The sequence below is a fragment of the Streptomyces sp. NPDC088553 genome, from assembly GCF_044752965.1.
Classification (GTDB): Bacteria; Actinomycetota; Actinomycetes; order Streptomycetales; family Streptomycetaceae; genus Streptomyces.
In genome coordinates, this window is record NZ_JBIVMG010000005.1 from 522463 (window position 1) to 547701 (window position 25239).

Annotated in this window: 19 protein-coding genes; 9 read left to right on the forward strand and 10 right to left on the reverse strand. The window is 72.8% G+C overall.

The genetic code is table 11. The features are described from left to right. Positions 1-29: 29 nt before the first annotated feature. From ACIP8Z_RS19285 to ACIP8Z_RS19305, 5 genes are all read right to left on the reverse strand, one after another. Positions 30-1052: a hydroxyacid dehydrogenase gene (locus ACIP8Z_RS19285; RefSeq protein ID WP_402084807.1), complete on the reverse strand. Its 1023-nt coding sequence runs from the start codon at positions 1050-1052 to the stop codon at positions 30-32. Between the two features lie 17 nt (positions 1053-1069). Continuing rightward, complete coding sequence (locus tag ACIP8Z_RS19290) at positions 1070-1927, reverse strand: carbohydrate ABC transporter permease (protein ID WP_402084809.1); 858 nt, start codon at positions 1925-1927, stop codon at positions 1070-1072. Continuing rightward, positions 1924-2823, reverse strand: coding sequence for a carbohydrate ABC transporter permease (locus ACIP8Z_RS19295; protein ID WP_402084812.1), 900 nt, complete (start codon positions 2821-2823; stop codon positions 1924-1926). The genes ACIP8Z_RS19290 and ACIP8Z_RS19295 overlap by 4 nt, the downstream gene beginning before the upstream one ends. A 4-nt stretch (positions 2824-2827) precedes the next feature. Next, positions 2828-4156, reverse strand: a complete 1329-nt coding sequence (locus ACIP8Z_RS19300; protein WP_402084815.1) for an ABC transporter substrate-binding protein — start codon at positions 4154-4156, stop codon at positions 2828-2830. 123 nt (positions 4157-4279) lie between these two features. Further along, on the reverse strand, positions 4280-5377 hold the full coding sequence (locus ACIP8Z_RS19305; protein WP_402084818.1) for a substrate-binding domain-containing protein: 1098 nt from the start codon (positions 5375-5377) through the stop codon (positions 4280-4282). Between the two features lie 209 nt (positions 5378-5586). On the opposite strand from ACIP8Z_RS19305, the gene ACIP8Z_RS19310 reads away from it, so the two are divergent. Next, on the forward strand, positions 5587-7413 hold the full coding sequence (locus ACIP8Z_RS19310) for a DUF2264 domain-containing protein (protein ID WP_402084820.1): 1827 nt from the start codon (positions 5587-5589) through the stop codon (positions 7411-7413). 31 nt (positions 7414-7444) lie between these two features. On the opposite strand, the gene ACIP8Z_RS19315 is transcribed toward ACIP8Z_RS19310, so the two are convergent. Together ACIP8Z_RS19315 and ACIP8Z_RS19320 are read right to left on the reverse strand one after the other, a co-directional pair. Beyond that, complete coding sequence (locus tag ACIP8Z_RS19315; protein WP_187623396.1) at positions 7445-8218, reverse strand: SDR family oxidoreductase; 774 nt, start codon at positions 8216-8218, stop codon at positions 7445-7447. Positions 8219-8279: 61 nt separating this feature from the next. Continuing rightward, positions 8280-8954: an MOSC domain-containing protein gene (locus tag ACIP8Z_RS19320; RefSeq protein WP_402084823.1), complete on the reverse strand. Its 675-nt coding sequence runs from the start codon at positions 8952-8954 to the stop codon at positions 8280-8282. Positions 8955-9035: 81 nt separating this feature from the next. Between ACIP8Z_RS19320 and ACIP8Z_RS19325 the strand changes: the two genes are divergently transcribed. Continuing rightward, positions 9036-9953: a LysR family transcriptional regulator gene (locus tag ACIP8Z_RS19325; RefSeq protein WP_402084826.1), complete on the forward strand. Its 918-nt coding sequence runs from the start codon at positions 9036-9038 to the stop codon at positions 9951-9953. A 109-nt stretch (positions 9954-10062) separates the two neighbouring features. Here the strand turns inward: ACIP8Z_RS19325 and ACIP8Z_RS19330 are convergent, their stop codons facing one another. Beyond that, positions 10063-10452: a WhiB family transcriptional regulator gene (locus ACIP8Z_RS19330; protein ID WP_319310577.1), complete on the reverse strand. Its 390-nt coding sequence runs from the start codon at positions 10450-10452 to the stop codon at positions 10063-10065. A gap of 432 nt (positions 10453-10884) precedes the next feature. On the opposite strand from ACIP8Z_RS19330, the gene ACIP8Z_RS19335 reads away from it, so the two are divergent. From ACIP8Z_RS19335 to ACIP8Z_RS19350, 4 genes are all read left to right on the forward strand, one after another. After that, positions 10885-11496 (forward strand): response regulator transcription factor, encoded by a 612-nt coding sequence (locus ACIP8Z_RS19335; RefSeq protein ID WP_003948568.1) that lies wholly within the window; start codon positions 10885-10887, stop codon positions 11494-11496. A gap of 249 nt (positions 11497-11745) precedes the next feature. Continuing rightward, positions 11746-12348: a sigma-70 family RNA polymerase sigma factor gene (locus ACIP8Z_RS19340; RefSeq protein WP_030318557.1), complete on the forward strand. Its 603-nt coding sequence runs from the start codon at positions 11746-11748 to the stop codon at positions 12346-12348. Between the two features lie 168 nt (positions 12349-12516). Then, positions 12517-14019: an IMP dehydrogenase gene (guaB, locus tag ACIP8Z_RS19345; protein ID WP_030318555.1), complete on the forward strand. Its 1503-nt coding sequence runs from the start codon at positions 12517-12519 to the stop codon at positions 14017-14019. A gap of 106 nt (positions 14020-14125) precedes the next feature. After that, the gene (locus ACIP8Z_RS19350; protein ID WP_402084829.1) at positions 14126-15250 is read left to right on the forward strand and encodes a GuaB3 family IMP dehydrogenase-related protein; all 1125 of its coding nucleotides are present in this window, start codon (positions 14126-14128) and stop codon (positions 15248-15250) included. Positions 15251-15321: 71 nt separating this feature from the next. Here the strand turns inward: ACIP8Z_RS19350 and ACIP8Z_RS19355 are convergent, their stop codons facing one another. Further along, a complete protein-coding gene (locus ACIP8Z_RS19355) occupies positions 15322-15810 on the reverse strand; it encodes a hypothetical protein (RefSeq protein WP_402084832.1) in 489 nt (162 codons plus the stop codon). Between the two features lie 114 nt (positions 15811-15924). Beyond that, positions 15925-17166 carry a nucleotide sugar dehydrogenase gene (locus ACIP8Z_RS19360; RefSeq protein ID WP_402084835.1) on the reverse strand — a complete coding sequence of 414 codons (1242 nt, stop codon included), beginning with the start codon at positions 17164-17166 and terminating at the stop codon, positions 15925-15927. Between the two features lie 271 nt (positions 17167-17437). Between ACIP8Z_RS19360 and ACIP8Z_RS19365 the strand changes: the two genes are divergently transcribed. From ACIP8Z_RS19365 to ACIP8Z_RS19375, 3 genes are all read left to right on the forward strand, one after another. After that, the gene (locus ACIP8Z_RS19365; protein ID WP_402084838.1) at positions 17438-19144 is read left to right on the forward strand and encodes a glycerol-3-phosphate dehydrogenase/oxidase; all 1707 of its coding nucleotides are present in this window, start codon (positions 17438-17440) and stop codon (positions 19142-19144) included. Between the two features lie 186 nt (positions 19145-19330). After that, positions 19331-21799: a protein kinase gene (locus tag ACIP8Z_RS19370; protein ID WP_402084840.1), complete on the forward strand. Its 2469-nt coding sequence runs from the start codon at positions 19331-19333 to the stop codon at positions 21797-21799. A 159-nt stretch (positions 21800-21958) separates the two neighbouring features. After that, a complete protein-coding gene (locus ACIP8Z_RS19375) occupies positions 21959-25237 on the forward strand; it encodes a protein kinase (RefSeq protein ID WP_402084843.1) in 3279 nt (1092 codons plus the stop codon). The last annotated feature ends 2 nt before the right edge of the window (positions 25238-25239 follow it).

Here is a 25239-nt window from a genome sequence, read left to right on the forward strand (position 1 = left end):
TTGCCCTCGTCCCGGCCGAGGCCGACCGCCTACGCCGAGCGCTGGAGGTCTGACGCCCGTACCTCCTCCGCGAACGGTTCGCCCCGCACGTACCGCCCCACCTCCCCCAGCGCCTGGTCCGTCATGCGGTGGAGTTCGTTGCCCAGGGAGCCCGCCACGTGCGGGGTGAGCAGGACGTTCGGGAGGGTGTAGAGGGGGGAGTCGGGGGGCGGGAGCTCCGGGTCCGTGACGTCCAGGGTCGCGTGGAGGCGGCCCGAGGTCAGGTGGGGGAGGAGGGCCCGCTCGTCGATCAGGGAGCCCCGGGACGTGTTGATCAGGGTCGTTCCGTCGCGCATCGCCGCCAGTTGGGGCGCGCCGATCATGTGGTCCGTGGACGGGAGCTGGGGGGCGTGGACGGAGACCACCGTGCTGCGGGCGCACAGGTCGTCGAGGTCGGTGACCAGTTCCACGCCGGAGGGTGGGACGTCGACGTACGGGTCGTACAGGAGGATCTCGATGTCGAAGGGGCGCAGCAGCTCGATCACCCGGCGGCCGATCCGGGAGGCGCCCACGATGCCGACCGTGCGACGGTAGTTGCCCCAGGTGGCGGACTCGGTGAGCCAGGTGTGGTCGGCGCGGAGTTCGGCGTACCGCTGGGCCGAGCCGAGGACCCGCTTCCCGGCGAAGAGGATCGCGGCGAGCGTGTACTCGGCGACCGGCAGCGCGTTGGCCGCGGCGGCCGAGGTGACGCGCAGGCCGCGGTCCCAGCAGGCCTCGGTGATGTGGTGCTTGACCGAGCCGGCCGCGTGGACGACGGCCCGCAGGCGCGGGGCGCGGTCCAGGACGTCGGTGGTCAGCGGGGTCGCTCCCCAGCAGGTGAGGAGGATCTCGGCCTCGGCGAGCGCGGTGGTGATCCGCGGGTCCCGGGACGTCAGGTCGTGGGCGACCAGGTGCGGGTCCGTGCGGGTGAGCGTGCCGAGGCGGGTGCGGTGGGTGTCGGTGAGGAGGCGTTCGGCCACGCCCTCGCCCATCGCGAGCAGCAGAGCGGGGCGGTTGTCAGTGGTCGGGTGCATCGTGGTACCTGAGCTCCTCACTTGACGCTGCCGGCCGTCAGACCGGCCTTCCAGTGGCGCTGGAGGGAGACGAAGGCGACGACGAGGGGGACGACGGCGAGCAGGGATCCGGTGACGACGAGGGGGTAGAACTCGGGTTCCCCGTGGGCGTTGCTGTTCCACGCGTACAGGCCGAGGCTCAGCGGGAAGAGCTTCTGGTCCGAGAGCATCACCAGGGGGAGGAAGAAGTTGTTCCAGACGGCGGTGAACTGGAAGAGGAAGACGGTCACGAAGCCGGGCATGACCATGCGCAGGCCGATGGACCAGAAGACGCGCAGCTCGCCGGCCCCGTCGATCCGGGCGGCCTCCAGGGCCTCGTCGGGGATGTAGCCCGCGCAGAAGACCCGGGCGAGGTAGACGCCGAAGGGGTTGACGAGGACGGGGACCAGGACGGCCCAGTAGGTGTTGACGACGCCGACCTCGCTGGCGAGGAGGTACATCGGCAGGGCGAGCGCGGTGGTGGGGACGAGCACGCCCAGGAGGACGAGGCCGAAGAGCTGCTCCTTGCCCCGGAAGTCGTAGACGTGGAAGGCGTATCCGGCGGCGACGCTGACGAACGAGCAGGCGAGGGCGCCGAGTCCGGCGTACAGCAGGCTGTTGGCGTACCAGTGGAAGTAGATGCCGTCGTTGTACTCGGCGAGCCGGGTGAGGTTGCCGCCCAGGTCGAAGCCCTCGAAGGAGAGGGCGTTTCCGGCGAGGAGGCCGCCGGCGTCCTTGGTGGCGGCGGTCAGCAGCCAGACCAGCGGGAAGAGCATGTAGACGACGGCGAGGACGAGGGCGCCGTTGACGGCCGCCTTGGAGAGCCAGACGGAGCCGGTGCGGGGTCGGGTGCTCATGCCGTGCGCTCCTTCCCGGCCTTGCGGCGGCCCGTCATCCGCGTCACCGCGAACGACAGCAGCGCCGCCGTCAGGGCGAGGAGTACGGACGCCGCGGCGGCGAGTCCGTAGTCGTTGCGGTCGAAGGCCGCGGTGTAGGCGTACATGTTCGGCGTCCAGGTGGAGGTGACGGCGGAGCCCGTGCCCTTGTTGAGGATCAGCGGCTCGGTGAAGAGCTGGAGGGAGCCGATGATCGTGAAGAGGGCGACCATGGCGAGCGAGGCCTTGACGAGCGGGACCTTCACGGAGAAGGCGATGCGCCAGGCGCCGGCCCCGTCGACGGTGGCCGCTTCGAGGACGGAGCGGTCGATGGCCTGGAGGGCCGCGTAGAAGATGACCATGTTGTAGCCGAGCCATTCCCACAGCGCGATGTTGACGATGGAGGGCAGGGCGCCTTCGGGGGAGAAGAAGTCGAAGCCGATGCCTCCGGCCTCCATGGCCTGGACGACCGGGCTGAGCTGGGGGGTGTACAGGTAGACCCAGATCAGGGCGGCGATGATGCCGGGGACGGCGTGCGGCAGGAAGAGCGCGAGCTGGAAGAAGCGGCGGGCGCGGGCGAGCGCCGAGTCGAGCAGGAGGGCGAGGCCGAGGGCCCCGGCGAGCAGCAGCGGGATGTAGAGCAGGCAGTATCCGAGCAGGACGCCGAAGCCCTCGCGGAAGGCCCGGTCACCCAGCGCCGCGGTGTAGTTGTCGAGGCCGGTGAAGACGGTCTCGGTGCCGCCGAAGCCCAGTCCGGACTGCTTCTCGGTGAAGAGGCTGAGCCAGACCGCGTATCCGATCGGCACCACCATCACCGCGGTGAACAGCAGGAAGAAGGGGGTCAGCAGGATCGTGGCGGCGCGGGTGCGGGCCTTCATCCGGTCAGCCCTCGACCTTCAGGCCGCGCTTGGTGAGTTCGGCGACGGTGGCGTCGTGACCGGCCTTGACGGCGTCGGTGATGCCGGGGCCGCCCTGGGTGATCTTGCCGAAGTGGTCCTTGATGGTGGTGTTGGTGGTGCCGGTGGTCGGGCCCCAGGCCCAGTTCGGGCTGATGGAGGCACCCGCGGCCTCGAAGAGGGCGTAGATGTCCTGACCGCCGTAGTAGCTCGCGTCGAAGGCCTTCTTGGCGACGGGACGCAGCGCGGCGGCGGCGGGGAAGGCGGAGGAGGTGCCGGAGGCGATCCGGGCCTTCACCCCGGCCTCGGTGGTGGACATCCACTCGGCGAAGGTGACGGCCGCGGCCTGCTGCTTGCTGTCCTTGGTCACGGCGAAGGAGGTGCCGCCGAGCATGCCGCTCGCGGGCTTGCCGTCCCAGCTGGGCATCGGGGCGACGCCCCACTTGCCGCTCTGCTCGGGCAGGGTGCCCTTGAGGACGCCCGCGCCCCAGGAGGCGCCGAGGTAGCCGATGGTGGTGCCGTTCTTGAGGGAGCCGGTCCACTCGGGGCTGAAGGAGGCGTTCTTGTGGACGAGCCCGGCGTCGAGGAGGCCCTGCCAGTAGCCGGCGACCTTGGTGGTGGCCGCGTCGGTGGTGTTGATCTTCCAGGTGTCGTTCTCGGCCTTGAACCACTGGGCTCCGGCCTGCCACGCCATGGCCTGGAAGGTGGTCGGGTCGTCGGGGAAGAAGGTGGCGATACGGGCCTTGGCGTCGGCCTTCTTGACCTGCTCGGCGGCCTTCTTGAACTCGTCCCAGGTGGTGGGGACCTGGACCTTGTACTTCGCGAAGAGGTCCTTGCGGTAGAAGAAGGCCTGCGGGGCGGCGTCGAAGGGGACGGCCCAGGACTTGCCGCCGAGGGTGGTGAGTTCGACGGTCTGCGGGAGCAGCTTGGCGCGGTCGGCCTCGGTGAACTCGCCGCCGATGTCCTGGAGGGCGCCGGAGCTCACGAACTCGGGGAGCGAGGAGTACTCGATGGAGACGAGGTCGGGGGCGTTGCCGGCCTTCACGGCGTTGGAGATCTTGGCGTAGCCGCCGGCGGTGCCGGAGGGGATCTCCTCGAACTTCACCTGGATGTCGGTGTGGGAGGCGTTGAAGGCGTCGACGACGTCCTTGGAACCCTTGGCCCAGCCCCAGAAGGTGATGGTCACGGGCCCGTTCGGCTTGTTCGCCGTGCTGTTCGCTGTGTCGTCACCGCTGCCGCCGCAGGCCGTGAGGACGGCGAGGGCGGTGGCGGTGCCGGCTATGACACGGGACGTTCTGCTCCAACTACGGGTCACGGCACGACTCCTGAAGGGCGGCGGCGGGGAGGTTGTGGCCGTGATCCTGTGACCGTTCATGACCGAAGTCAAGAGCGAAAGATTGATTGATCGAAAAAAGATCAGACGTAAGTCGCCCGAAACTCAGGCGGACGGCGTCGTGCGCGCCCCGCACGAGGCCCGGACCCGCAGCCTGGGCAACAGCCCCAGATGACGCCGTGCCGCGTCCTCGTCCGGGCCCTCCGTCAGCCGCTCCACCAGGAGTTCCGTGGCGTGCCGCCCCACCTGCCGCTTCGGCGGCGCGACCGCCGTCAGCGGGGTGTCGGCCAGCGCGGCGACCTCGTCGTCGTACGCGATCAGGGCCAGGTCCTGCGGCACCCGTACGCCCAGCTCGGCGAGGCGCTGCACGATCTCGATCGCGTCCACGTCGTTGTGCACCAGGGCCGCGCTCGCCAGGCCGGACCCGACCGCCTCGTGCAGCGCCCGTACCGCCCGTTCGAAGCCCTCCGGATCCGCCTCCGCCGGTACGGAGTCGATGACCGGCCGGGGCTCCGCGAGGCCCAGGGTGCCCAGCGCCTCGGCGTACCCGGCGCGCACCGCGAGCGCGGTCGGCGAGTCCCGGCGCGCCACGAGCAACGGGGTCGCGTGGCCGAGGGCGAGCAGGTGGCGCAGGGCGAGCAGGACGCCGTGGGCGTGGTCGGAGGCGACCCGGTCGAGGCCGTCCAGCGGGCTGCCGGGTTCGGCCCGGCGTTCCAGGAGCACGGCCGGTACGGGGAGTTCGGCCAGCCAGTCGCCGTACGCGCGCTGATCCTCGGGCCCCCGCCAGCCCGGTGCGACGAGGACGCCCTCGGCGCCGGCCGCGAGCAGCCCCTCGGTGCGGGCCCGGTCCTCCTCCGGCCGGTAGTCCGAGACGCGCAGGACGAGCCGGGCGCCGGCGCGGGCGGCCGCCTCGTGCGCACCGCGGATGACCTCGGCGAAGTAGTACGTGGCGGAGGGCGCGAGCAGGCCGAGGACCAGGCCCTCGCCGGTCCGTCCGCCGCCCGGGGCGCCCCGCCGCTCGGGCCAGGACACCTGGCCGTGCACCCGGTCGAGCAGCCCCCGGCCGGCCAGGAGTTCGACGTCCCTGCGGGCGGTGACGGGGGAGACCCCGAGCCGCTCGGCCAGTTCGGCGACGCGGGCGGTGCCGCGCTCGCGCACCAGGGCCAGCAGTCGGTCGTGTCGTTCGGCAGCACTCTCGCGCACGGCGCAGTTCCCCCTCGCGGTGGTGGTGGTTCCCCGACCTTAGATCACGCACGGCCCCTGAATGATCGAACGGAAGAAATTTCGATCATTCGCTCTGATTCTCTTGACGTCCGATCGGAGCCTGTCCAGGATTCCCGGCGACGCAGTCGTCATCGCGGGGGAGCCCGAGAACGTTCCCGAGCACGCCCCAGGGAGCCACAGGGAGCATCATGCCCACGCCGCCCGAGAACCGTGAGCTCAGCCCGTACACCGGCTGGACCCGTGCCCACTGGGAGGCCGCGGCCGACCGACTCCTCCTGGCGGTACGCCCCTTCGCCTCACCTCGGCTCGGACTCATCCATCTGCCGGGCCCCCGGCCCAGCTGGTCCGGAGCCCGCTCCGACGGCCTGGAGGGCTGGGCCCGCACCTTCCTCCTCGCGGCGCTCCGGGTCGCGGGCGCGCGGGGCGAGGACCCGCACGGGCATCTCGACCGGTACGCGGAGGGGCTCGCCACCGGAACCGCGACGCCGGGACGTGCGGACGAGGACTCCTGGCCCCTCACCACCGACACCCGTCAGGCGATCGTCGAAGCGGCCTCCGTCGCCCTCGGCCTCCGCCTCACCCGCCCCTGGCTCTGGGACCGGCTCGACGACCGCACCCGCGAGCGGGTCGTCGACTGGCTCCGCCCCGCCCTCGGCCCCTCGCCCGTAGACAACAACTGGTGGCTCTTCGGCCTCACCGTCGCCGGCTTCCTCCAGGACGCCGGCGTCGACACCGACCGGGCCGGCGCCACCGTCGACCGCTCCCTCGCCCGGATCGAGGACTGGTACCTCGGCGACGGCTGGTACAGCGACGGCGACAACCGCGCCTTCGACCACTACAACGGCTGGGCCCTGCACTTCTACCCGGTCCTCCACGCCCACCTCGCCGGCGACCGGGAGCTCCTCGACCGGTACGGGCCCCGCCTGCGCGCCCATCTCGGCGACCACGTCCACCTCTTCGACGCCGACGGCGCCCCGCTCCCGTACGGGCGCTCCCTGATCTACCGCTTCGCCGCGGCCGCCGCCCCCTGGCTCGGCATCCTCACCGGGCACACCCCGCTCACCCCCGGCGCCACCCGCCGCCTCGCCTCCGGCACCCTGCGGTACTTCCTCGACCGCGGCGCCACCGACCCGGACGGGCTCCTCACGCTCGGCTGGCACGGCCCGTACGCGCCCCTGGTCCAGGAGTACTCGGGCCCCGGCTCCCCGTACTGGGCGTCCAAGGGCTTCCTCGGCCTCCTCCTGCCCGCCGGCCACCCCGCCTGGACCGACCGCGAGGAACCCCTGCCGGCCGAACGCGCCGACACCGTCCGTCCCTTCGCCCCGGCCGGGCTGCTCGTCCAGACCACCGCCGCCGACGGACTCGTACGCCTCCACAACCACGGCAGCAACCATGTGCACAGCGCCGAGGCCGGCGAGGACGACCCCGGCTACGCCCGCCAGGCGTACGCGACCCGCACGGGACCCACCACCGGACCGGCCCCCGCCGACAACCACTTCGCGCTGCTCGTCGAGGGGAGGCCGACCACCCGGGGACCCGCCGCACCCGCCGGCACCGGCCCCGGCTGGGCCGCCTCACGGCACACCCCGTACCCCGGCGTCCGGGTCGTCTCCGCGACCCTCGCCCACGGCCGCGCGGAGGTCCGCGCCCACCTGGTCCTCGGTGCCCCGGAGGGGACGCCCGTGCGGCAGACGGGCTGGGCCACCACTCCCGAGGGGCCGCACGCGCAGCTGCACCCGGTCCACGGCTACCCCGCGGACCACGGAGCCGCCGCCCCCGCCACCGAACTCCCCACCGGGGAGACCCTCCAGGGGCCCGGCAGCCGCACCCTCGCCCTGCACGGCGCCACGAGCGGCCCGGCCACCCTCTTCGTCGCGCTCGCCTCGCTCACCGCCGAGCCCGCCCCGGCCCCCGTCACGGACCTCGCGGCCGTCCGGGTCACCGGCCACACCCTCGACGTGACCTGGCAGGACGGCACCACCACGCGACTGGACCTCGACGCACGCGCCGGGTGAACGGGCCTGGTGGGCAGGCCTGCCGAGCGGGCTACTTCGGCCCGTACTTCCTGCCCGCCTTGGAGGAGACCCCGCCGAGGAGCCCGCGCGGCGCCAGCTTCACCACACCCATGAGGGCCTTGTAGCGGGGGTCGGGGATCGACAGCGACTTCCCCCGGTCCAGGTCCGCGAGCGCCGCCGTCACCAGCTTGTCCGCGTCGAGCCACATCCAGCCCGGGATGTTGTCCGTCCCCATCCCGGCCCGCTCGTGGAACTCGGTCCGTACGAAGCCGGGGCAGAGCGCCATCAGCCGTACGCCGCTGCCCGCCAGGTCCCGCGCGGCGCCCTGGGTGAACTGCACGACCCAGGCCTTCGACGCCCCGTACGTGCCGCGGGGCACGAAGGCCGCCACCGAGGCGACATTGACCACGGAGCCGCGCCGGCGCTCCTTCATCGAGGCGGCGGCCGCCGAGGTCAGCCGCAGCACCGCCTCGCAGTGCACCGTGAGCATCTTCAGCTCGTCGGCCATGGACACTTCGAGGAAGCGGCCCTTGTTGCCGAAGCCGGCGTTGTTCACGAGCATGTCCACCGGCTGCTTCGGGTCCGAGAGGCGGGCCTCGACGGCGGCGATGCCCTTCTCCTCGGCGAGGTCCGCCGCGAGCACCTCGGCCTCGATGCCGTGGCGGTCGTGCAGCTCCGTCGCCTGCTCACGGAGCCGCTTCATGTCCCGGGCCACGAGCACGACATCGTGGCCGTCCGCGGCGAGCCTCCGCGCGAAAGCGGCCCCGATGCCCGCGGTGGCGCCCGTAATCAGTGCAGTCGTCATACGGGCACGGTAGTGCCACGGTGGAGGCGTTCTTGTCCGCGTACCGCCGACCAGACGCGGACTACGCGCGCGCGTACTTCTCCGCGTACTGGCGTGCGAGCGCGAGGAGTCCGGACTCCATCCACTCGGCGGCGACCAACGTCCGGGGGAGCAGGGCGCGTTCGGTGGTCGCGGCGCGGTGGAGCAGCGCGACGGTGATGTCGTGGTCGGGCCGGTGGACGACCGTGATCGGATCGCCGGCCCGGATCTCGCCCGGCACGATCACCCGCAGCAGCGCGCCCGGACCGGCCTCGGACCGCGTGAACCGCTTGACCCAGCCCTTCTCCTCCAGGAAGCCGGCGAACGTACGGCAGGGGATGCGGCCGCCGGTGACCTCCAGGACGACCTCCTCGCCGATCCGCCAGCGCTCGCCGATCAGGGCGCCGTTCACGTCGAGGCCGTCGGTCGTGAGGTTCTCGCCGAAACAGCCGTTGGCGAGCGGGCGGCCGAGCTCGCGCTCCCACCGGTCCAGGTCCTCGCGCGCGAAGGCGTACGCGGCCCGGTCGTCGCCGCCGTGGAAGCGCAGGTCGCAGACCGTGTCCCCGGCGAGCCCGCTCCTGCCGACGCCGGGCGCCCCGGGCGCCTCGATCCGGACCGGCCCCTCGACGGGGCGCTTGTCGATGGCGGTCAGGCCGGACGCGGCCTCGGTGTAGTCCACGGCCTTGGCGCGGCCCACATTCACACTCAGCAAGGTCATGTGGGCACTTTACGGGCACCCGTCTCAAAGCTGAAGGCGGAAAAGTGGGACTTCACCCAAGATGCGCTTATGCTGGAACGCATGATCGAGGCCCGTCATCTCCGCGTCCTGCGCGCCGTCGCCGCCACCGGCTCCTTCTCGGCCGCCGCGCGCGAACTGGGCTGCACCCAGCCCGCCGTCAGCCAGCAGATGAAGGCCCTCGAAGGCTCCGCCGGCACGCCGCTGCTGATCCGAACGGGCCGCGAGATGCGCCTCACCGAGGCCGGTGAGGTCCTGGTCCGCCACGCCTCCGGCATCCTCGCCGGGCTCACCGCCGCCGAGGAGGAGGTCGCCGCGATCGCCGGGCTCCGCGCGGGCCGGGTCCGGCTGGTCTCCTTCCCCAGCGGCAGCTCCACGCTCGTCCCCACCGCGCTCGCCGCGCTGCGGGCCGCGCACCCCGGCACCCGCGTCTCGCTCGTCGAGGCCGAACCGCCGCGCTCGATCGAGATGCTCCGCGAGGGCGACTGCGACGTGGCCCTCGCCTTCCGGTACGCCGGCGGGACGGCCGGCCGGCCGGCCGACGGGCAGGCCGAGTGGGACGACCTGGTCGTCCGCCCGATCCTGGCCGACCGCCTGGTGGGTCTGGTCCCCGAGGGGCACCCGCTCGCCGGGGCCGGGTCCGTGGGCATGGCCGAACTGGCCGACGAGTCCTGGATCGCGGGCTGCCCGCGCTGCCGCCGTCAGCTCGTGGACGTGTGCGAGGAGGCGGGCTTCACCCCCCGTATCGACTTCGCCACCGACGACTACCCGGCCGTGGTGGGCCTGGTCGGCGCCGGTCTCGGCGTGGCCGTCCTGCCGGAGCTGGCCATCGAGTCCGTACGGCCCAGGGGGGCGCGGACCGTGGCCGTGGAGCCCGCCGTGGAGCGGGAGATCGTGGCCCTGACCCTGCCCGACCTGGCGCAGGTGCCGGCCGTCGCCGCCACGCTCGACGAACTGACCCGGGCCGCCACGCGCGCGTAGGACGCCGCCTCGCGCGCGTGGGCGCGGCTCCGGTTGTCGGTGATCCGGTCGTTCGTGCTCCGGGTGTGGGTGGTGCTCAGGTTCGGTGCTTAGTTGAGGAAACGTTCCTTCACATGCGCTCCACAATCGGCCGGCCTGCTGCCGACGCCGATGTCGTCATGGATGTCACGGAAGCCGCGGACGCGACCGACGTGGTCGTCGGCGCCGTCGTGATCAGGCGATTGCGCGCGCGTCCCATGAGCTCTTCGCGTTCGTCCTCGGTGAGGCCGCCCCATACGCCGTAGGGCTCCCGCACGGCGAGTGCGTGTGCCGCGCACTCCGCGCGTACCGGGCACCGCATGCAGACCTCTTTCGCCGAGTTCTCACGCGCACTCCGTGCCGCGCCGCGCTCTCCCTCGGGGTGGAAGAACAGGGAGCTGTCGACGCCGCGGCAGGCCGCGAGCAGTTGCCAGTCCCACAGATCGGCGTTGGGTCCGGGAAGGCGGGAGAAATCTGCCATTGCGCTAGTCCCCTTGAAACCGTGTCGAACGGATAGGTGGGCGGGTGGATGGCTGATGGCCGGGGCTCCTCGGTGCCCCGCGGGTCCGGTCGGTACACCTACTGTCTAAGTAGATGTAAATATGACTCATTGCGAATCTAGCCACAGACACTGCGAAAAGGGAAGAAATCCCGCTAAATGGGGCATAGCTTTCGATGTTGGGCAGATGGGCCGCGTCGCTCTCCTCCGCGTACGACCCCTCACGTAGAGTGCCGAAGGGTGCCGTCCGACCCGTAACTCTTTCGAGTGACCGTCGTTGAGAGTGCGGAGGCGGTTGAAGGAACAAGCGATCGGGCAGGTGTCCGAGAGCGTCAATCGCACAGGTGACGATTACGTACAGCCCTGGAGGCTCAAGGTGACGCGCTACAGCTGCGAGAGCCGCGGAGGTCAGGCATGACATCCGTCCTCGTCTGCGACGACTCCCCGCTTGCCCGAGAGGCGCTCCGCCGCGCGGTCGCGACCGTGCCCGGTGTCGAGCGCGTGACCACCGCGGCCAACGGCGAGGAAGTCCTCCGCCGCTGGGGCGCGGACCGCTCGGACCTGATTCTGATGGACGTACGCATGCCCGGCCTGGGCGGCGTGGAGACCGTCCGCCGGCTGCTCTCCGCGGACCCCGGCGCCCGCATCATCATGCTCACGGTCGCCGAGGACCTCGACGGCGTCGCCCTCGCGGTCGCCGCGGGCGCCCGCGGCTATCTGCACAAGGACGCCTCGCGCGCCGAACTGCGGGCCACGGTCACCCAGGCGCTGGCCGACCCGACCTGGCGGCTCGCCCCGCGCCGGCTCCGTTCGGCCGAGATGGGCGCCGCGCCCACCCTCACCGCGCGCGAGATCCAGGTCCTCGAAGGCATGAGCCACGGCCGGTCCAACGCCGAGATCGGGCGCGAGCTCTTCCTCTCCGAGGACACGGTCAAGACCCACGCCCGGCGTCTCTTCAAGAAGCTGGGCGCCTCGGACCGGGCGCACGCGGTCGCCCTCGGATTCCGCTGGGGCCTGGTCCGCTGAATCGCAGGTCACCGGCCACCTCCCCGTCCGCGCCCGCGTCCGTCGTGGAGTGGGCGGGGCGGGCTTGTGTCACTTCCCCGCGCGATGCCGCATCCTTGAGATGTGGAGTTCCTCGGGGACGAGTCGATCGAGCGGGAGGGGAGGGCGCGGGAGATGGGTTCCAGTTCCGGCGCACCTGCTCATAACGCTTCGGTGCACAACTATGGACGCGGTGCCACGAACGCCGAGGCGTCGGGGCACCATGGAGCGATGCGCGACGACGAGACCGTGGGGTCCCCCATGCCTGCCGGGCAGGGGGAGATCGGCGCGCTCGTGCACCGTGCGGTCGAGGGCGACGCCCAGGCGACGCACGACCTGCTCGCACGGGTGCATCCGCTCGCGCTGCGGTACTGCCGCACCCGTCTCAACCGGCTGCCCGGCGACGCCCGGCACTTCGTCGAGGACCTGGCCCAGGAGGTCTGCGTCGCCGTCCTGATGGCACTGCCGCGCTACAAGGACACGGGCAGGCCCTTCGAGGCCTTCGTCTTCGCCATCGCCGGACACAAGGTCGCCGACCTCCAGCGGGCCGCCATGCGGCACCCGGGGTCCACGGCCGTGCCCTCCGACGAGATGCCCGAGCGGCCCGACGACTCCCTCGGCCCGGAGGAGCGCGCGCTCCTCAGCGACGACGCCGAGTGGGCCAAGAAGCTGCTCGCCAACCTCCCGGAGAACCAGCGCGAACTGCTCGTGCTCCGCGTCGCGGTCGGGCTGACCGCCGAGGAGACCGGGCAGATGCTCGGCATGTCCCCGGGGGCCGTCCGGGTCGCGCAGCACCGCGCGCTCAGCCGGCTCAGGGCGCTGGCCGAGCAGTAGTCAGGTGGCGGCGGTGGCCAGCCAGTAAGAGTCACCGGGGTCAGTCGTCCCTTTCGTACACGTGCGAATGTCCAAAGCTTGCGGCTGATCTTGATCGTGGAATGAGACACCGCTTCAGCCCGTTAGCATGGACATCCGCACCGATCAAGGCCATTTGGGGAAGGTGTCATGACTGCAAACGTCGACGGAGTGCCCGAGAAATTCGCGACACTCGGGCTGACCTACGACGACGTGCTGCTGCTGCCGGGCGCGTCCGAGGTCCTCCCGAACGCGGTCGACACCTCGTCCCGCATCTCCCGCAACGTACGCGTGAACATCCCGCTGCTCTCCGCGGCGATGGACAAGGTCACCGAGTCCCGCATGGCCATCGCCATGGCGCGGCAGGGCGGCGTGGGCGTGCTGCACCGCAACCTGTCCATCGAGGACCAGGTCAACCAGGTCGATCTCGTGAAGCGCTCCGAGTCCGGCATGGTGACCGACCCGATCACCGTGCACCCGGACGCGACGCTGGCCGAGGCCGACGCGCTCTGCGCCAAGTTCCGCATCAGCGGCGTCCCGGTCACCGACCCGGCCGGCAAGCTCCTCGGCATCGTCACCAACCGCGACATGGCGTTCGAGTCGGACCGCAGCCGCCAGGTGCGCGAGGTCATGACCCCGATGCCGCTCGTCACCGGCAAGGTCGGCATCTCCGGCGTGGACGCCATGGAGCTGCTCCGCCGCCACAAGATCGAGAAGCTGCCGCTGGTCGACGAGGCGGGCATCCTCAAGGGCCTCATCACGGTCAAGGACTTCGTCAAGGCGGAGAAGTACCCGCACGCCGCGAAGGACAAGGAAGGCCGTCTGCTCGTCGGCGCGGCCGTCGGCGCCAGCCCCGAGGCGCTCGAGCGTGCCCAGGGCCTCGCCGAGGCCGGTGTCGACTTCCTGATCGTCGACACCTCCCACGGTCACAACAGCAACGCCCTCAACTGGATGGCGAAGATCAAGTCCAGCGTCGGCGTCGACGTCATCGGCGGCAACGTCGCGACGCGTGACGGCGCGCAGGCCCTGATCGACGCCGGTGTCGACGGCGTCAAGGTCGGCGTGGGCCCCGGCTCCATCTGCACCACCCGTGTGGTCGCCGGCATCGGTGTCCCGCAGGTCACCGCCATCTACGAGGCGGCGCTCGCCGCCCGCGCCGCCGGCGTCCCGGTCATCGGCGACGGCGGTCTGCAGTACTCCGGAGACATCGGCAAGGCGCTCGCCGCCGGTGCCGACACGGTCATGCTGGGCAGCCTGCTCGCCGGGTGCGAGGAGTCCCCGGGCGAGCTGCAGTTCATCAACGGCAAGCAGTTCAAGTCGTACCGCGGCATGGGCTCGCTCGGCGCGATGCAGTCCCGCGGCCAGGGCCGGTCCTACTCCAAGGACCGCTACTTCCAGGCCGAGGTCGCCTCGGACGACAAGCTCGTGCCCGAGGGCATCGAGGGCCAGGTGCCCTACCGCGGCCCCCTGGCCAACGTCCTGCACCAGCTCGTCGGCGGCCTCCGCCAGACCATGGGCTACGTGGGCGCGGCCACCATCGAGGAGATGGAGTCGAAGGGCCGCTTCGTCCGGATCACGTCCGCGGGCCTCAAGGAGAGCCACCCGCACGACATCCAGATGACGGTCGAGGCGCCGAACTACAGCAGGAAGTAACACAGCGCGACGCGTGGGGGCGGTTCCGGCATGTGGCCGGAGCCGCCCCTCACGCTTGTGTCGGGGATACTGGTAGGCGCAGACGTAGAGGGAAAGGCCACACATCGTGACTGAGATCGAGATCGGGCGCGGCAAGCGCGGCCGCAGGGCGTACGCGTTCGACGACATCGCCGTCGTTCCGAGCCGGCGCACCCGGGACCCGAAGGAGGTCTCGATCGCCTGGCAGATCGACGCCTACCGCTTCGAGCTCCCCTTCCTGGCCGCCCCCATGGACTCGGTCGTGTCGCCGCAGACGGCGATCCGCATCGGCGAGCTGGGCGGCCTGGGCGTCCTGAACCTGGAGGGTCTCTGGACCCGGTACGAGGACCCGCAGCCGCTGCTCGACGAGATCGCCGAGCTGGACGAGGCGACCGCGACCCGCCGTCTGCAGGAGATCTACGCGGCCCCGATCAAGGAAGAGCTGATCGGGCAGCGCATCAAGGAGGTGCGCGACTCCGGTGTCGTCACCGCCGCCGCGCTCTCCCCGCAGCGGACCGCGCAGTTCTCCAAGGCCGTCGTCGACGCCGGCGTGGACATCTTCGTCATCCGCGGCACCACGGTCTCCGCCGAGCACGTCTCGGGCGCGGCCGAGCCGCTGAACCTGAAGCAGTTCATCTACGAGCTCGACGTCCCGGTCATCGTCGGCGGCTGCGCCACGTACACCGCGGCCCTGCACCTGATGCGCACCGGCGCCGCGGGTGTCCTCGTCGGCTTCGGCGGCGGCGCGGCGCACACCACGCGCAACGTGCTCGGCATCCAGGTCCCGATGGCGACCGCGGTCGCCGACGTGGCCGCGGCCCGCCGCGACTACATGGACGAGTCCGGCGGCCGGTACGTGCACGTCATCGCCGACGGCGGGGTCGGCTGGTCCGGCGACCTGCCGAAGGCGATCGCCTGCGGTGCCGACGCGGTCATGATCGGCTCCCCGCTGGCCCGCGCCACGGACGCGCCCGGCAAGGGCCACCACTGGGGCATGGAGGCCGTCCACGAGGACGTGCCGCGCGGCAAGCTGGTCGACCTGGGCATCGTCGGCACCACGGAGGAGATCCTCGCGGGCCCGTCGCACATCCCGGACGGCTCGATGAACTTCTTCGGCGCCCTGCGCCGCGCGATGGCCACCACGGGCTACAGCGAGCTCAAGGAGTTCCAGCGCGTCGAGGTCACGGTCGCGGACTCCCAGCACAAGCGCTGACGTCCGTTCCGTACGTACGAGGAGGGGCCCCGCACCGGGTGGTGCGGGGCCCCTCCTCGTACACGCGGCGGCTACGAGGCCTTCTTGGCTCCGGAGAACGCGGCGAAGGCGGCGATGCCGAAGAACAGGAACGTCAGGCCGTCCTTGGTCTCGTTCCAGGCTTCGGTGAGCAGGCCGAACTCCTGGAGGAAGAGCTCCGTCGCGGAGACGTCCAGCTCCTTGGAGAGGAGGATCGCGATGCCCAGGAGCTGGCCGAGGTAGACCGCGCCGAGGGCGAGCACCGCGCTCGCGACCGGCAGGACGGGGTTGCGGCCGCCGACCTTGCCGGCGGCGAGGCCGGTGAGGAAGCCGACGCCGACGGCGGCCCAGCCGATCTCGCGCTCGACGCCGCCGATGACGGCGCCGTACACACCGGCCGCGACGAGGGCCGCGACGAGCGCGGCGACCAGGCCGAGGGCGACGTTGTCACGGGCGGGCGCCGGCGGCGGCGCGACCGGGTACTGCTCGGGCGCGGGGCCGCCGGCGAACGGGTTGCCGGGCGGCGGGACGGGCTGGCTCATGGTGCGGATCCCCCCAGGGACAGAAGCAGCACGGGTGTGCGTGCATACGAGAGGCCCGGAGATTAGCACCCGCCTATGACAGGGGCACAACAGTTTTGGCCCCGGCTGTGCAGGTCAGAGACGGTGGGCCGTGCCCGTGGGGGTGGCGCCGCGGGTGTCGAGGAGGAGCTGGGCCTTCACCGCGAGGCCTTGGAGGTCGTACGTGCGGTGGTGCTGGAGCAGGACCGTCAGGTCGGCGTGGGCGGCGGCCTCGTAGAGGGAGTCCGCGCGGGGCACGGGGAGTTCACGGACGCGCCAGTCGGGGACGTGCGGGTCGTGGTAGCTGACGGCCGCGCCCAGGTCCATCAGACGGCGGGCGATCTCGTCGGCGGGGGAGCCCTGGCGGTCCGGCAGGTCGGGCTTGTACGTGATGCCGAGCAGCAGGACCCGGGCGCCGCGGGCCGACTTGCCGTGCTCGTTGAGGAGGGTGGCGGCGCGCTGGACGACGTACTGCGGCATGCGCTCGTTGACCTGGCCGGCGAGTTCGACGAGGCGGAGCGGGCGGTGGGCGCCGACGGTGTCGACGGGGACGCCGTGGCCGCCGACCCCGGGTCCCGGGCGGAAGGCCTGGAAGCCGAAGGGCTTGGTCTCGGCGCAGCGGATGACGTCCCACAGGTCGACGCCGAGTTCGTGGCAGAGCACCGCCATCTCGTTGACCAGGGCGATGTTGACGTGCCGGAAGTTGGTCTCCAGGAGCTTGACCGTCTCCGCCTCGCGGGGGCCACGCGCGCGTACCACCTTGTCGGTGAGCCGGCCGTAGAAGGCGGCCGCCGCCTCGGTGCAGGCCGGGGTGAGGCCGCCGATGACCTTGGGGGTGCCGGCGAAGCCGTGCGTACGGCTGCCGGGGTCGAGGCGGCCGGGGGAGTACGCGAGGTGGAAGTCGCGTCCGGCGCGCAGGCCGGAGCCCTCTTCGAGGAGGTCCCGGAGCAGGCCCTCGGTGGTGCCCGGGGGGACCGGGGATTCGAGGAGGACGGTGGTGTGCGGGCGCAGCCGGGCGGCGAGCGCGCGGGCCGCGTCGGTGACGGCGGTGAGGTCGAGGGCGTGGTCGGGGCCCAGGGGGGTAGGGGCGCAGAGGACGGCGGTGCGGACCCGGCCGAGTTCGGCGGGGTTGGCGGTCGGCCGGAAGCCCCCCGAGAGCATCCGGCGGATCTCCGGGACCGTGAGGGAGCCGTCGACCGGGGAGCGGCCGGCGGCGAGTTCGGCGACGGGGCGGGGATCGGTGTCGTAGCCGATGGTGTCGATGCCTGCGGCGACGGCGGCCTGGGCCAGGGGGAGTCCGTGGTGGCCGAGGCCGATGACGGCGAGATCAGCGGGCATGGGGGTGGGCCGTCCTTCCCGATAGCCGGAGGGAACGCGACGCGCAAGCCCGGTGGACAGAACGGGTCGAGCGCAATGTCAGACTAGGCGTAAATATGACCGATATGCCGCATTGTGCGGCCGAAGGTCGCCGAGTGTTATCCACAGGTCGGTGGCGAGGCGGTGGCTGAAGTCGCCGGGGAGGGCCAGAATCGAGCTGTGAGCCGGACCACAGGGGCCCGGTTCGCGCGCTGGAACGACGGGGAACGACGGGGACGACGGGAGGCAAGCCGTGAGGACAGCGACACTGGGACCTGCCGAGCGCGCCGAGGCGCTCGCCGCCTTGGCCGAGCGCGAGCTGGACGTGCTGGTGGTCGGCGCCGGGGTGGTCGGCGCCGGGACGGCCCTCGACGCCGTCACGAGAGGGCTCTCCACCGGCATCGTCGAGGCCCGCGACTGGGCCTCCGGCACCTCCAGCCGGTCCAGCAAGCTCATCCACGGCGGCCTGCGCTACCTGGAGATGCTGGACTTCGCCCTGGTCCGCGAGGCCCTCAAGGAGCGCGGACTGCTCCTGGAGCGGCTCGCACCCCACCTGGTGAAGCCGGTCCCCTTCCTCTACCCGCTCCAGCACAAGGGCTGGGAGCGGTTCTACGCGGGCTCCGGCGTCGCGCTGTACGACGCGATGTCCCTCTCCTCCGGGCACGGCCGCGGCCTGCCCGTCCACCGGCACCTCTCCCGGGGCGGCGCCCTGCGGGTCGCCCCCTGCCTCAGGAAGGACGCCCTCGTCGGCGCCCTCCAGTACTACGACGCCCAGATGGACGACGCCCGCTTCGTCACCACCCTCGTGCGCACCGCCGCGTCCTACGGCGCCCTGGCCGCGAGCCGGGCCCGCGTCATCGGCTTCCTGCGCGAGGGCGAGCGGGTCGTCGGCGCCCGCGTCCAGGACGTCGAGGCCGGCGCGGAGTACGAGATCCGGGCGAAGCAGATCGTCAACGCCACCGGGGTGTGGACCGACGACACCCAGGCCCTCATCGGCGAGCGCGGCCAGTTCCACGTCCGCGCCTCCAAGGGCATCCACCTCGTCGTCCCCAAGGACCGCATCCACTCGTCCACCGGGCTGATCCTGCGCACCGAGAAGTCCGTGCTCTTCGTGATCCCCTGGGGCCGGCACTGGATCGTCGGCACCACCGACACCGAATGGGACCTCGACAAGGCGCACCCCGCCGCGTCCAGCGCCGACATCGACTACCTCCTGGAGCATGTGAACACCGTGCTCGCCACCCCGCTCACCCGGGACGACGTCGAAGGGGTCTACGCGGGCCTGCGCCCCCTGCTCGCCGGAGAGTCGGACGCCACGAGCAAGCTCTCCCGCGAGCACACCGTCGCCCACCCGGTGCCCGGCCTGGTCGTGGTGGCCGGCGGCAAGTACACGACGTACCGCGTCATGGCCAAGGACGCCGTCGACGAGGCCGTGCACGGCCTCGACCAGCGGGTCGCCCCCTGCGTCACCGAGGACATCCCGCTGCTCGGCGCCGAGGGCTACCGGGCCCTGTGGAACGCCCGGGCCAGGATCGCCGCCCGCACCGGCCTGCATGTCGTCCGGGTCGAGCATCTCCTCAACCGGTACGGCTCCCTGACGGAGCAGATCCTCGACCTGATCGCCGCCGACCCCACCCTCGCCGAACCGCTCCCGGCCGCCGACGACTACCTGCGCGCCGAGATCGTCTACGCCGCCTCCCACGAGGGCGCACGGCACCTCGACGACGTCCTCACCCGGCGCACCAGAATCTCCATCGAGACCTTCGACCGGGGCACGCTCAGCGCCCGCGAGTGCGCGGAACTGATGGCGCCGGTCCTCGGCTGGGACGAGCACCAGATCGAGAAGGAGATCGAGCACTACGAGAAGCGGGTCGAGGCCGAGCGGGAGTCGCAGCGGCAGCCCGACGACCTGACGGCGGACGCCGCCCGGCTCGGGGCGCCGGACATCGTGCCGATCTGACGGGACGTCCGGGACGCGCGGGGTGGGAACCTGGGAGGTGTGCGGGGGCGTCGTCATCCCGGAGTACGGACCCGGGGGCGCCACCCGTCCTGAGGTGAGGGACAATGGCCTCTCTTCCAGGGCGGGTTACCGCATCGCGCGGGAAGCGGCAGACGCGGCGAAGATCAGGGATCGCAGAGGGGACGCATGTCGGAGGCGGAGCAGTCGCGGGACACGGCGAAGGACCCCGGGCGGGACGCCGCCGCGGGGGCCGCGACCGACGGCGACCGAGGAGTGGTCCCGGCCGCGCGTGAGCCGGAGCGGGACGACGCGAACGGCACACAGGACGCGGAGAACGCGCAGGTCGGGCGGGGTGCGGAGGGAGCCGGGGCACCGGCGGTATCCGCCGCGTCGGCTGCGGACTCCGCGGTTCCGGCGGACCTGGTGAAGCCCACGAGGTCCGTGGAGCCGGCGGGTCCGGTGGATTCGGCGGGCGCGCGGGACTCGGGTGCCGGAGGAGTGAAGGACTCGGGTGCCGGGGACGTGAAGGACGTTCAGGACGCCCCGGGCGGTCCGGACGTGAAGGACGTTCAGGGCGCGTCCGGCGGGCGGCTGCGGGGAACCGAGCCGTCGACCGGGCGGGCCGGGTTCGGCGCGGGCGACGGTGACGGCGAGAGCGACCGTCCCCCGGCGCGGGGTTCCGCACGCGGCACCGGTGGTGACCGGGGGCGCAAGGCCCCGGCCAACGAGGGCCGGCTCCTCGCCGGCCGCTACCGGCTCGGCGGGGTCCTCGGCCGCGGCGGCATGGGCACCGTGTGGCGCGCGGTCGACGAGACCCTCGGCCGTACCGTCGCCGTCAAGGAACTCCGCTTCCCCACCAGCATCGACGACGACGAGAAGCGCCGCCTCATCACCCGGACCCTGCGCGAGGCCAAGGCCATCGCCCGGATCCGCAACAACGGCGCCGTGACCGTCTACGACGTCGTCGACGAGGACGACCGTCCGTGGATCGTCATGGAGCTCATCGAGGGCAAGTCCCTCGCGGACGCCGTCCGCGAGGACGGCACGCTCACGCCCCGGCGCGCCGCCGAGGTCGGCCTCGCCATCCTCGACGTGCTGCGCTCGGCGCACCGCGAGGGCATCCTGCACCGCGACGTGAAGCCGTCCAACGTGCTGATCGCCGAGGACGGCCGGGTCGTCCTCACCGACTTCGGCATCGCCCAGGTCGAGGGCGACCCCTCGATCACCTCCACCGGCATGCTCGTCGGCGCCCCCTCGTACATCTCGCCCGAGCGCGCCCGCGGCCACAAGCCCGGTCCCGCCGCCGACATGTGGTCGCTCGGCGGGCTGATCTACGCGGCGGTCGAGGGCAGCCCGCCGTACGACAAGGGCTCCGCCATCGCCACCCTCACGGCGGTGATGACCGAGCCCGTCGACCCGCCGAAGAACGCCGGACCCGAGCTGGAGAAGGTCATCTACGGCCTCCTCGCCAAGGACCCGGCCCAGCGGCTCGACGACGCCCGCGCGCGGGTCCTGCTCCGCGCGGTGCTCGACGCGCCCGACCCGGTGCCCCCGGTCTCCCCCGAGGTCACCAGGGTCGTACCGCTGCCGCCGCGCCCCGACCAGCCTCCGGTGCCCCCGGCGGCCGACCGGGGCAAGGCGCCCGACGCGTCCGCCGACCGGATGCGGGGAGCGCTGAAGTCCGTACGGAACGCGGCGGCCTCCGTGACGCCCGGGCCGGCGGCGTCGTCGACGCCGACCGCCAGGACGGCGGCGGTGCCCACCTCCGCGCCGCGGCCGGGCGGTGGCAGACCGGCTCAGGCCCGCGCGTCGCTGACCGACGTCGTACCGCGCCGCACGCTCGTGATCATCGCCGCGGTCGCCGTACTCGCCCTGCTCGGGACGATCCTCGCGGTCTCCCTCAGGGGCGGCGACGAGGGCAACCAGGGCAAGGACAGCGGGGGCACCACGGCCTCGGCCGGCGCCTCCGCCGGCGGTGACGGCTCCGGTGGATCGGACGCCGGCAAGGGCGAGTCGCCCGGCGGCGCCGGGCAGCAGGGCGGCGCGCAGCCCGGCGACAACGGCTCGAACGGGTCGACGGGCGGCAACGGCACGACGGGCTCCACGGGCTCCACCGGTTCCACGGACGGGTCCGGCGGGTCGAACGGCACCGGCACCACGCCGAGCGGCAAGCCCGGCGGCGGCGCGGGTGCGCAGCTGCCCGCGGGCTACACCCTCGTCACCAACGACCGCTTCCACTTCTCCATGGCGATGCCCGCCACGTACACGCTCCGCTCGATCCCGGGCTACAGCGGCGGCGGGATATTCAGCGAGAGCGGCGGCTTCCCGCGCATCCAGGTCGACTTCAACTCCACCCCGAAGGACAACGCGGCGGCCGCCTGGGAGCTCGGCAAGATCGGCGTGGCCGCCACCAGCAAGAACTACAAGCACTTCGGCATCCGGACGGTCTCCTACAACGGCTACCCGACCGTCGCGGACTGGGAGTTCGAGCGCACCCAGCAGGGCATGCGCGTCCATGTGCTCAACCGCGGCTTCAAGGTGGACGCCGAGCACGGCTACTCCATCATGATCAGCTGCAAGGCGGAGGAGTGGAACGGCGCGGAGTGCAAGACGCTGCGCGAGACGGCGTTCGCCACGTTCAGCCCCAAGGACTGAGCAACGGCACGTATCGTGAGAGTTCGAGGACCGTACGCAGCCGAACAGAGCCGATAACTGCACGGTGCCGGACCGGAATTGTCGGACTCGCGTGATCCCGCCCGATCCCGAGGGGTCCGCGGGTCCACGGGGGACAGCGTGCGCGCGTGGGGAGGCGTCGTGGACGACTACGCGGGAAGGGTGCTCGCGGACCGCTACCGCCTGCCGCTGCCGTCGGCGGACGCGGACACGGACGCGTACGACCCGGCCGGGACGCGCGCCTTCGACACGTTCAGCGGGCAGGAGGTCCTGGTCCGCCAGGTGCCGCTGCCGGAGTTCGTCGACGCCGAGGTGCTCGACGGCGAGGGCGGCCCGGCCGGCCCCTACGGCGCCGCGGGGCGGGCGACCCGCCGCCCGGCCGAGCCCGTCGTCCGCCGGGCGATCGAGGCGGCCCAGGCCGCCGCGCAGATCCCCGACCATCCCCTGCTCGACCAGGTCTTCGACGTCTTCGCGGAGGCCGGTTCGCTCTGGATAGTGAGCGAACGCATCGCCGCCCGGCCGCTGGCCGCGCTCCTCGCCGAGCGGCCGCTCAACCCCTACCGCGCGGCCGAGATCGGCGCCGACGTCCTCACCGCCCTGCGCGCGCTCCACGCCCACGGGTGGGTGCACCGGAACATCACCGCCCGGACCGTGCTCGTCTGCGACGACGGCCGGGTGGTCCTCACGGGCCTCGCGGTGGGCGCCGCGGAGGAGGCCCTCTGCGGGTACGCGCCCGTACCGGAGCCGGATCCGGACACGACGGCGTGGCAGGCGCCGGTGGAGGAGTACGGGGACGGGGCGTACGAGGCCGAGGAGTACGGCTCCGAGGGGTACGGCTCCGAGGGGTACGGCACGGAGGAGTACGGCTCCGAGCTGTACGAGGCGGAGGTGTACGAGGAGGGCGACGGGCACGTCCCGTACGGGACGGACGAGTTCGAGGAGCCGGCAGAGGAGCAGGCAGAGGAGGCGGTCGAGGAGCCGGCCGGGGAACTGGTCGATGAGCTGCTCGACGGGCCGGCAGAGGGGCCGGACGAGCAGCCGGGGCCGGACCACGGCTACGGGTACGGGTACGGCCACGGCGACGAGACGTACGCCGTCGAAGCCGCGCCGTACACCTCCGAGTCCGCGCCGTACGCCTCCGAGTCCGACACGTACGTCCCCGAGTCCGACCCGTACACCTCCGAGACCGACACGTACGTCCCCGAGTCCGACACGTACGTCCCCGAGTCCGACACGTACGCCTCCGAGTCCGACCCGTACGACCCCGAACCCGGCCCATACGACCCCGAACCCGGCCCATACGACCCCGCATCCGGTCCGGACGAGACCGGATCGCCCTCCCCCTACGGGAACGCCCCCGGCGGCTACGGCTCCGACCCCTACGGCCGGGCGCTGCCCGCGGTGCCCGCCGCCGAGACGCGGCCCTCGCCCGTGCCGCCCACCGCCGACGTGCGGGCCGCCCGCGCCGGGGCCATCGCCGCCTACCGGGCCGGTGCGCGCGCCGCCGCCAAGCTCGGCGAGACCGGGGCCCTGCCCGTGCAGCGCCCCGCGCCGACGGACCCGCCCGAGCCGCCCCCGGCGCCGACCGCGCAGGCGGCGGGTGCGCCCGAGCCGCAGTGGTGGGCGCGGGTGGCGGACGACGACGAGGACGACGAGGACGACGGCGACGAGCCGTACGGCCCGGGTCCGCAGGCGGGTCCGCCGCCGCGCGTGATGCTCGCCGGCAACTGGAGCGACGGCCCGCACGCCTCGCGCGACAGCTCCCCGCCTATCCCGGCCGGCGGCGGTTCGGGCCCCGGCCGGGGCCCCGTGCTGCCCGGTTCGGGCCGCCCGGCCCTGCCCGCCGGCTACACGGCCGCCACCCCGGACCCCGCACGCCTCCCGGTCCCCGCCGGCGCGCGGGAGGCGGCCCTGGAGCCGGCCAGGATCCCGGCCCAGGCCCAGGCGGACCGCGGCCCCACCACCCGGCTCGCCGCCGAGCGGGCCCGGCAGACCCGGATCGCGGTCGTCGGCGCCGTCACCGAGCGCTGGGCGCCCGAACAGGCCGGTCCCGTCCACGAGAACTGGCGCCTCGCCCCGCCGATCGGCCCCGCCACCGACCTGTGGGCGCTCGGCGCGCTCCTCTACCGGGCCGTCCAGGGTCACGCCCCCTACCCCGAGGACAGCGCCGCCGAGCTCGTCCAGCTGGTCTGCGCCGAACCGCCCGCCTTCGCCGAGGAGTGCGGCCCGCTGCGCCCGGTCGTGGAGTCCCTGCTGCGCCAGGACCCCACCGAGCGACCCGACTTCGAGGAACTGCGCGGCTGGCTGCGTTCCCTCGTGCGTTCGGCTCCTGAGCCGGAGGCCGGTGTCGGAGTCGTACCGCTGCCGTCCTTCGACGCGAAGCGGCTGCCGATCGTGCGCCGGCGCGGCGAGCTCGTACGCCGTCGGCGCGGGGGAGCGGGAGCGGGCCGGCACCGCCACAAGCGGGGCAAGGACCCGCGCCCCCCGGCCGAGGCGCACGCCCGTCACGACGAGCTCCACGCCCGCGAGTACGGGCCCGCCCCCGTGCGGGACGACGTCCGCGAGGAGTACCGGGAGGACTTCCAGGAGTCGTTCCACGAGGAGATCCCGCAGCGCGCCTCCAGAGCGCCCAGACCGCCCCGTGCCCCCCGCGCGGCCAAGACGCGCGGCGGCCGGCCGGCGTCCTCGCGGCCCCCGGGCTCCCCGCAGGCCCTCGGCCGTACGCTCCTGGTCCTCGTCTTCCTGCTGCTCGGCGGGGCCGTCGCGTACGCCGTCCTCTTCATGTCCGGCGACGGGGAGGAGCCGACCACGCCGACCACTCCCACGGCCGGCCAGGCCCCGCGTACGACCGCGTCCGCGAGCCCTCCGCCCGCGACGGAAGGGCCGACCACGGCCCCGCCGACCAGCGGACCGCCGGCCACCCCGCGCACCACCCCGCCCGCCGCGGACCCCTCGGCCCCGGCCCTCGCCGCCGGGTACACGCTGCGGCAGGACCCCGAGGGGTTCCGGATCGGGGTGCCGAACGGGTGGCGGCGCAGCCCGATCAACGACGCCGACCAAGTGCGCTACACCAGCGGCGACTTCACGATGATCGTCGTCCCCGGCCGCGACAGCGTCGGCGACAACGGCTCGGACCCGCTGGAGTACCAGAACTCCAGGGAACGCGAACTTGAGCCGTTCCGGGGGTCGAGCTGGTCGCGGTCGGACGACACGCGCCGGGTCGACATCGGTACGACGGCGACGGCCACGGGCAGTTACTGGTGGCTGGACAGCACGGGCCGTCAGGTGTTCGTCCGCAACCTCGCCCTGATCGCCGGAGGCCGGTACCACGTCGTGCAGGTCATCGGCCCGGAGGACCGGAGCGAGAAGGTCTCCGAGATCTTCGACGAGGCCACGAAGGGGTTCCGTCCGGGCCGCTGAGC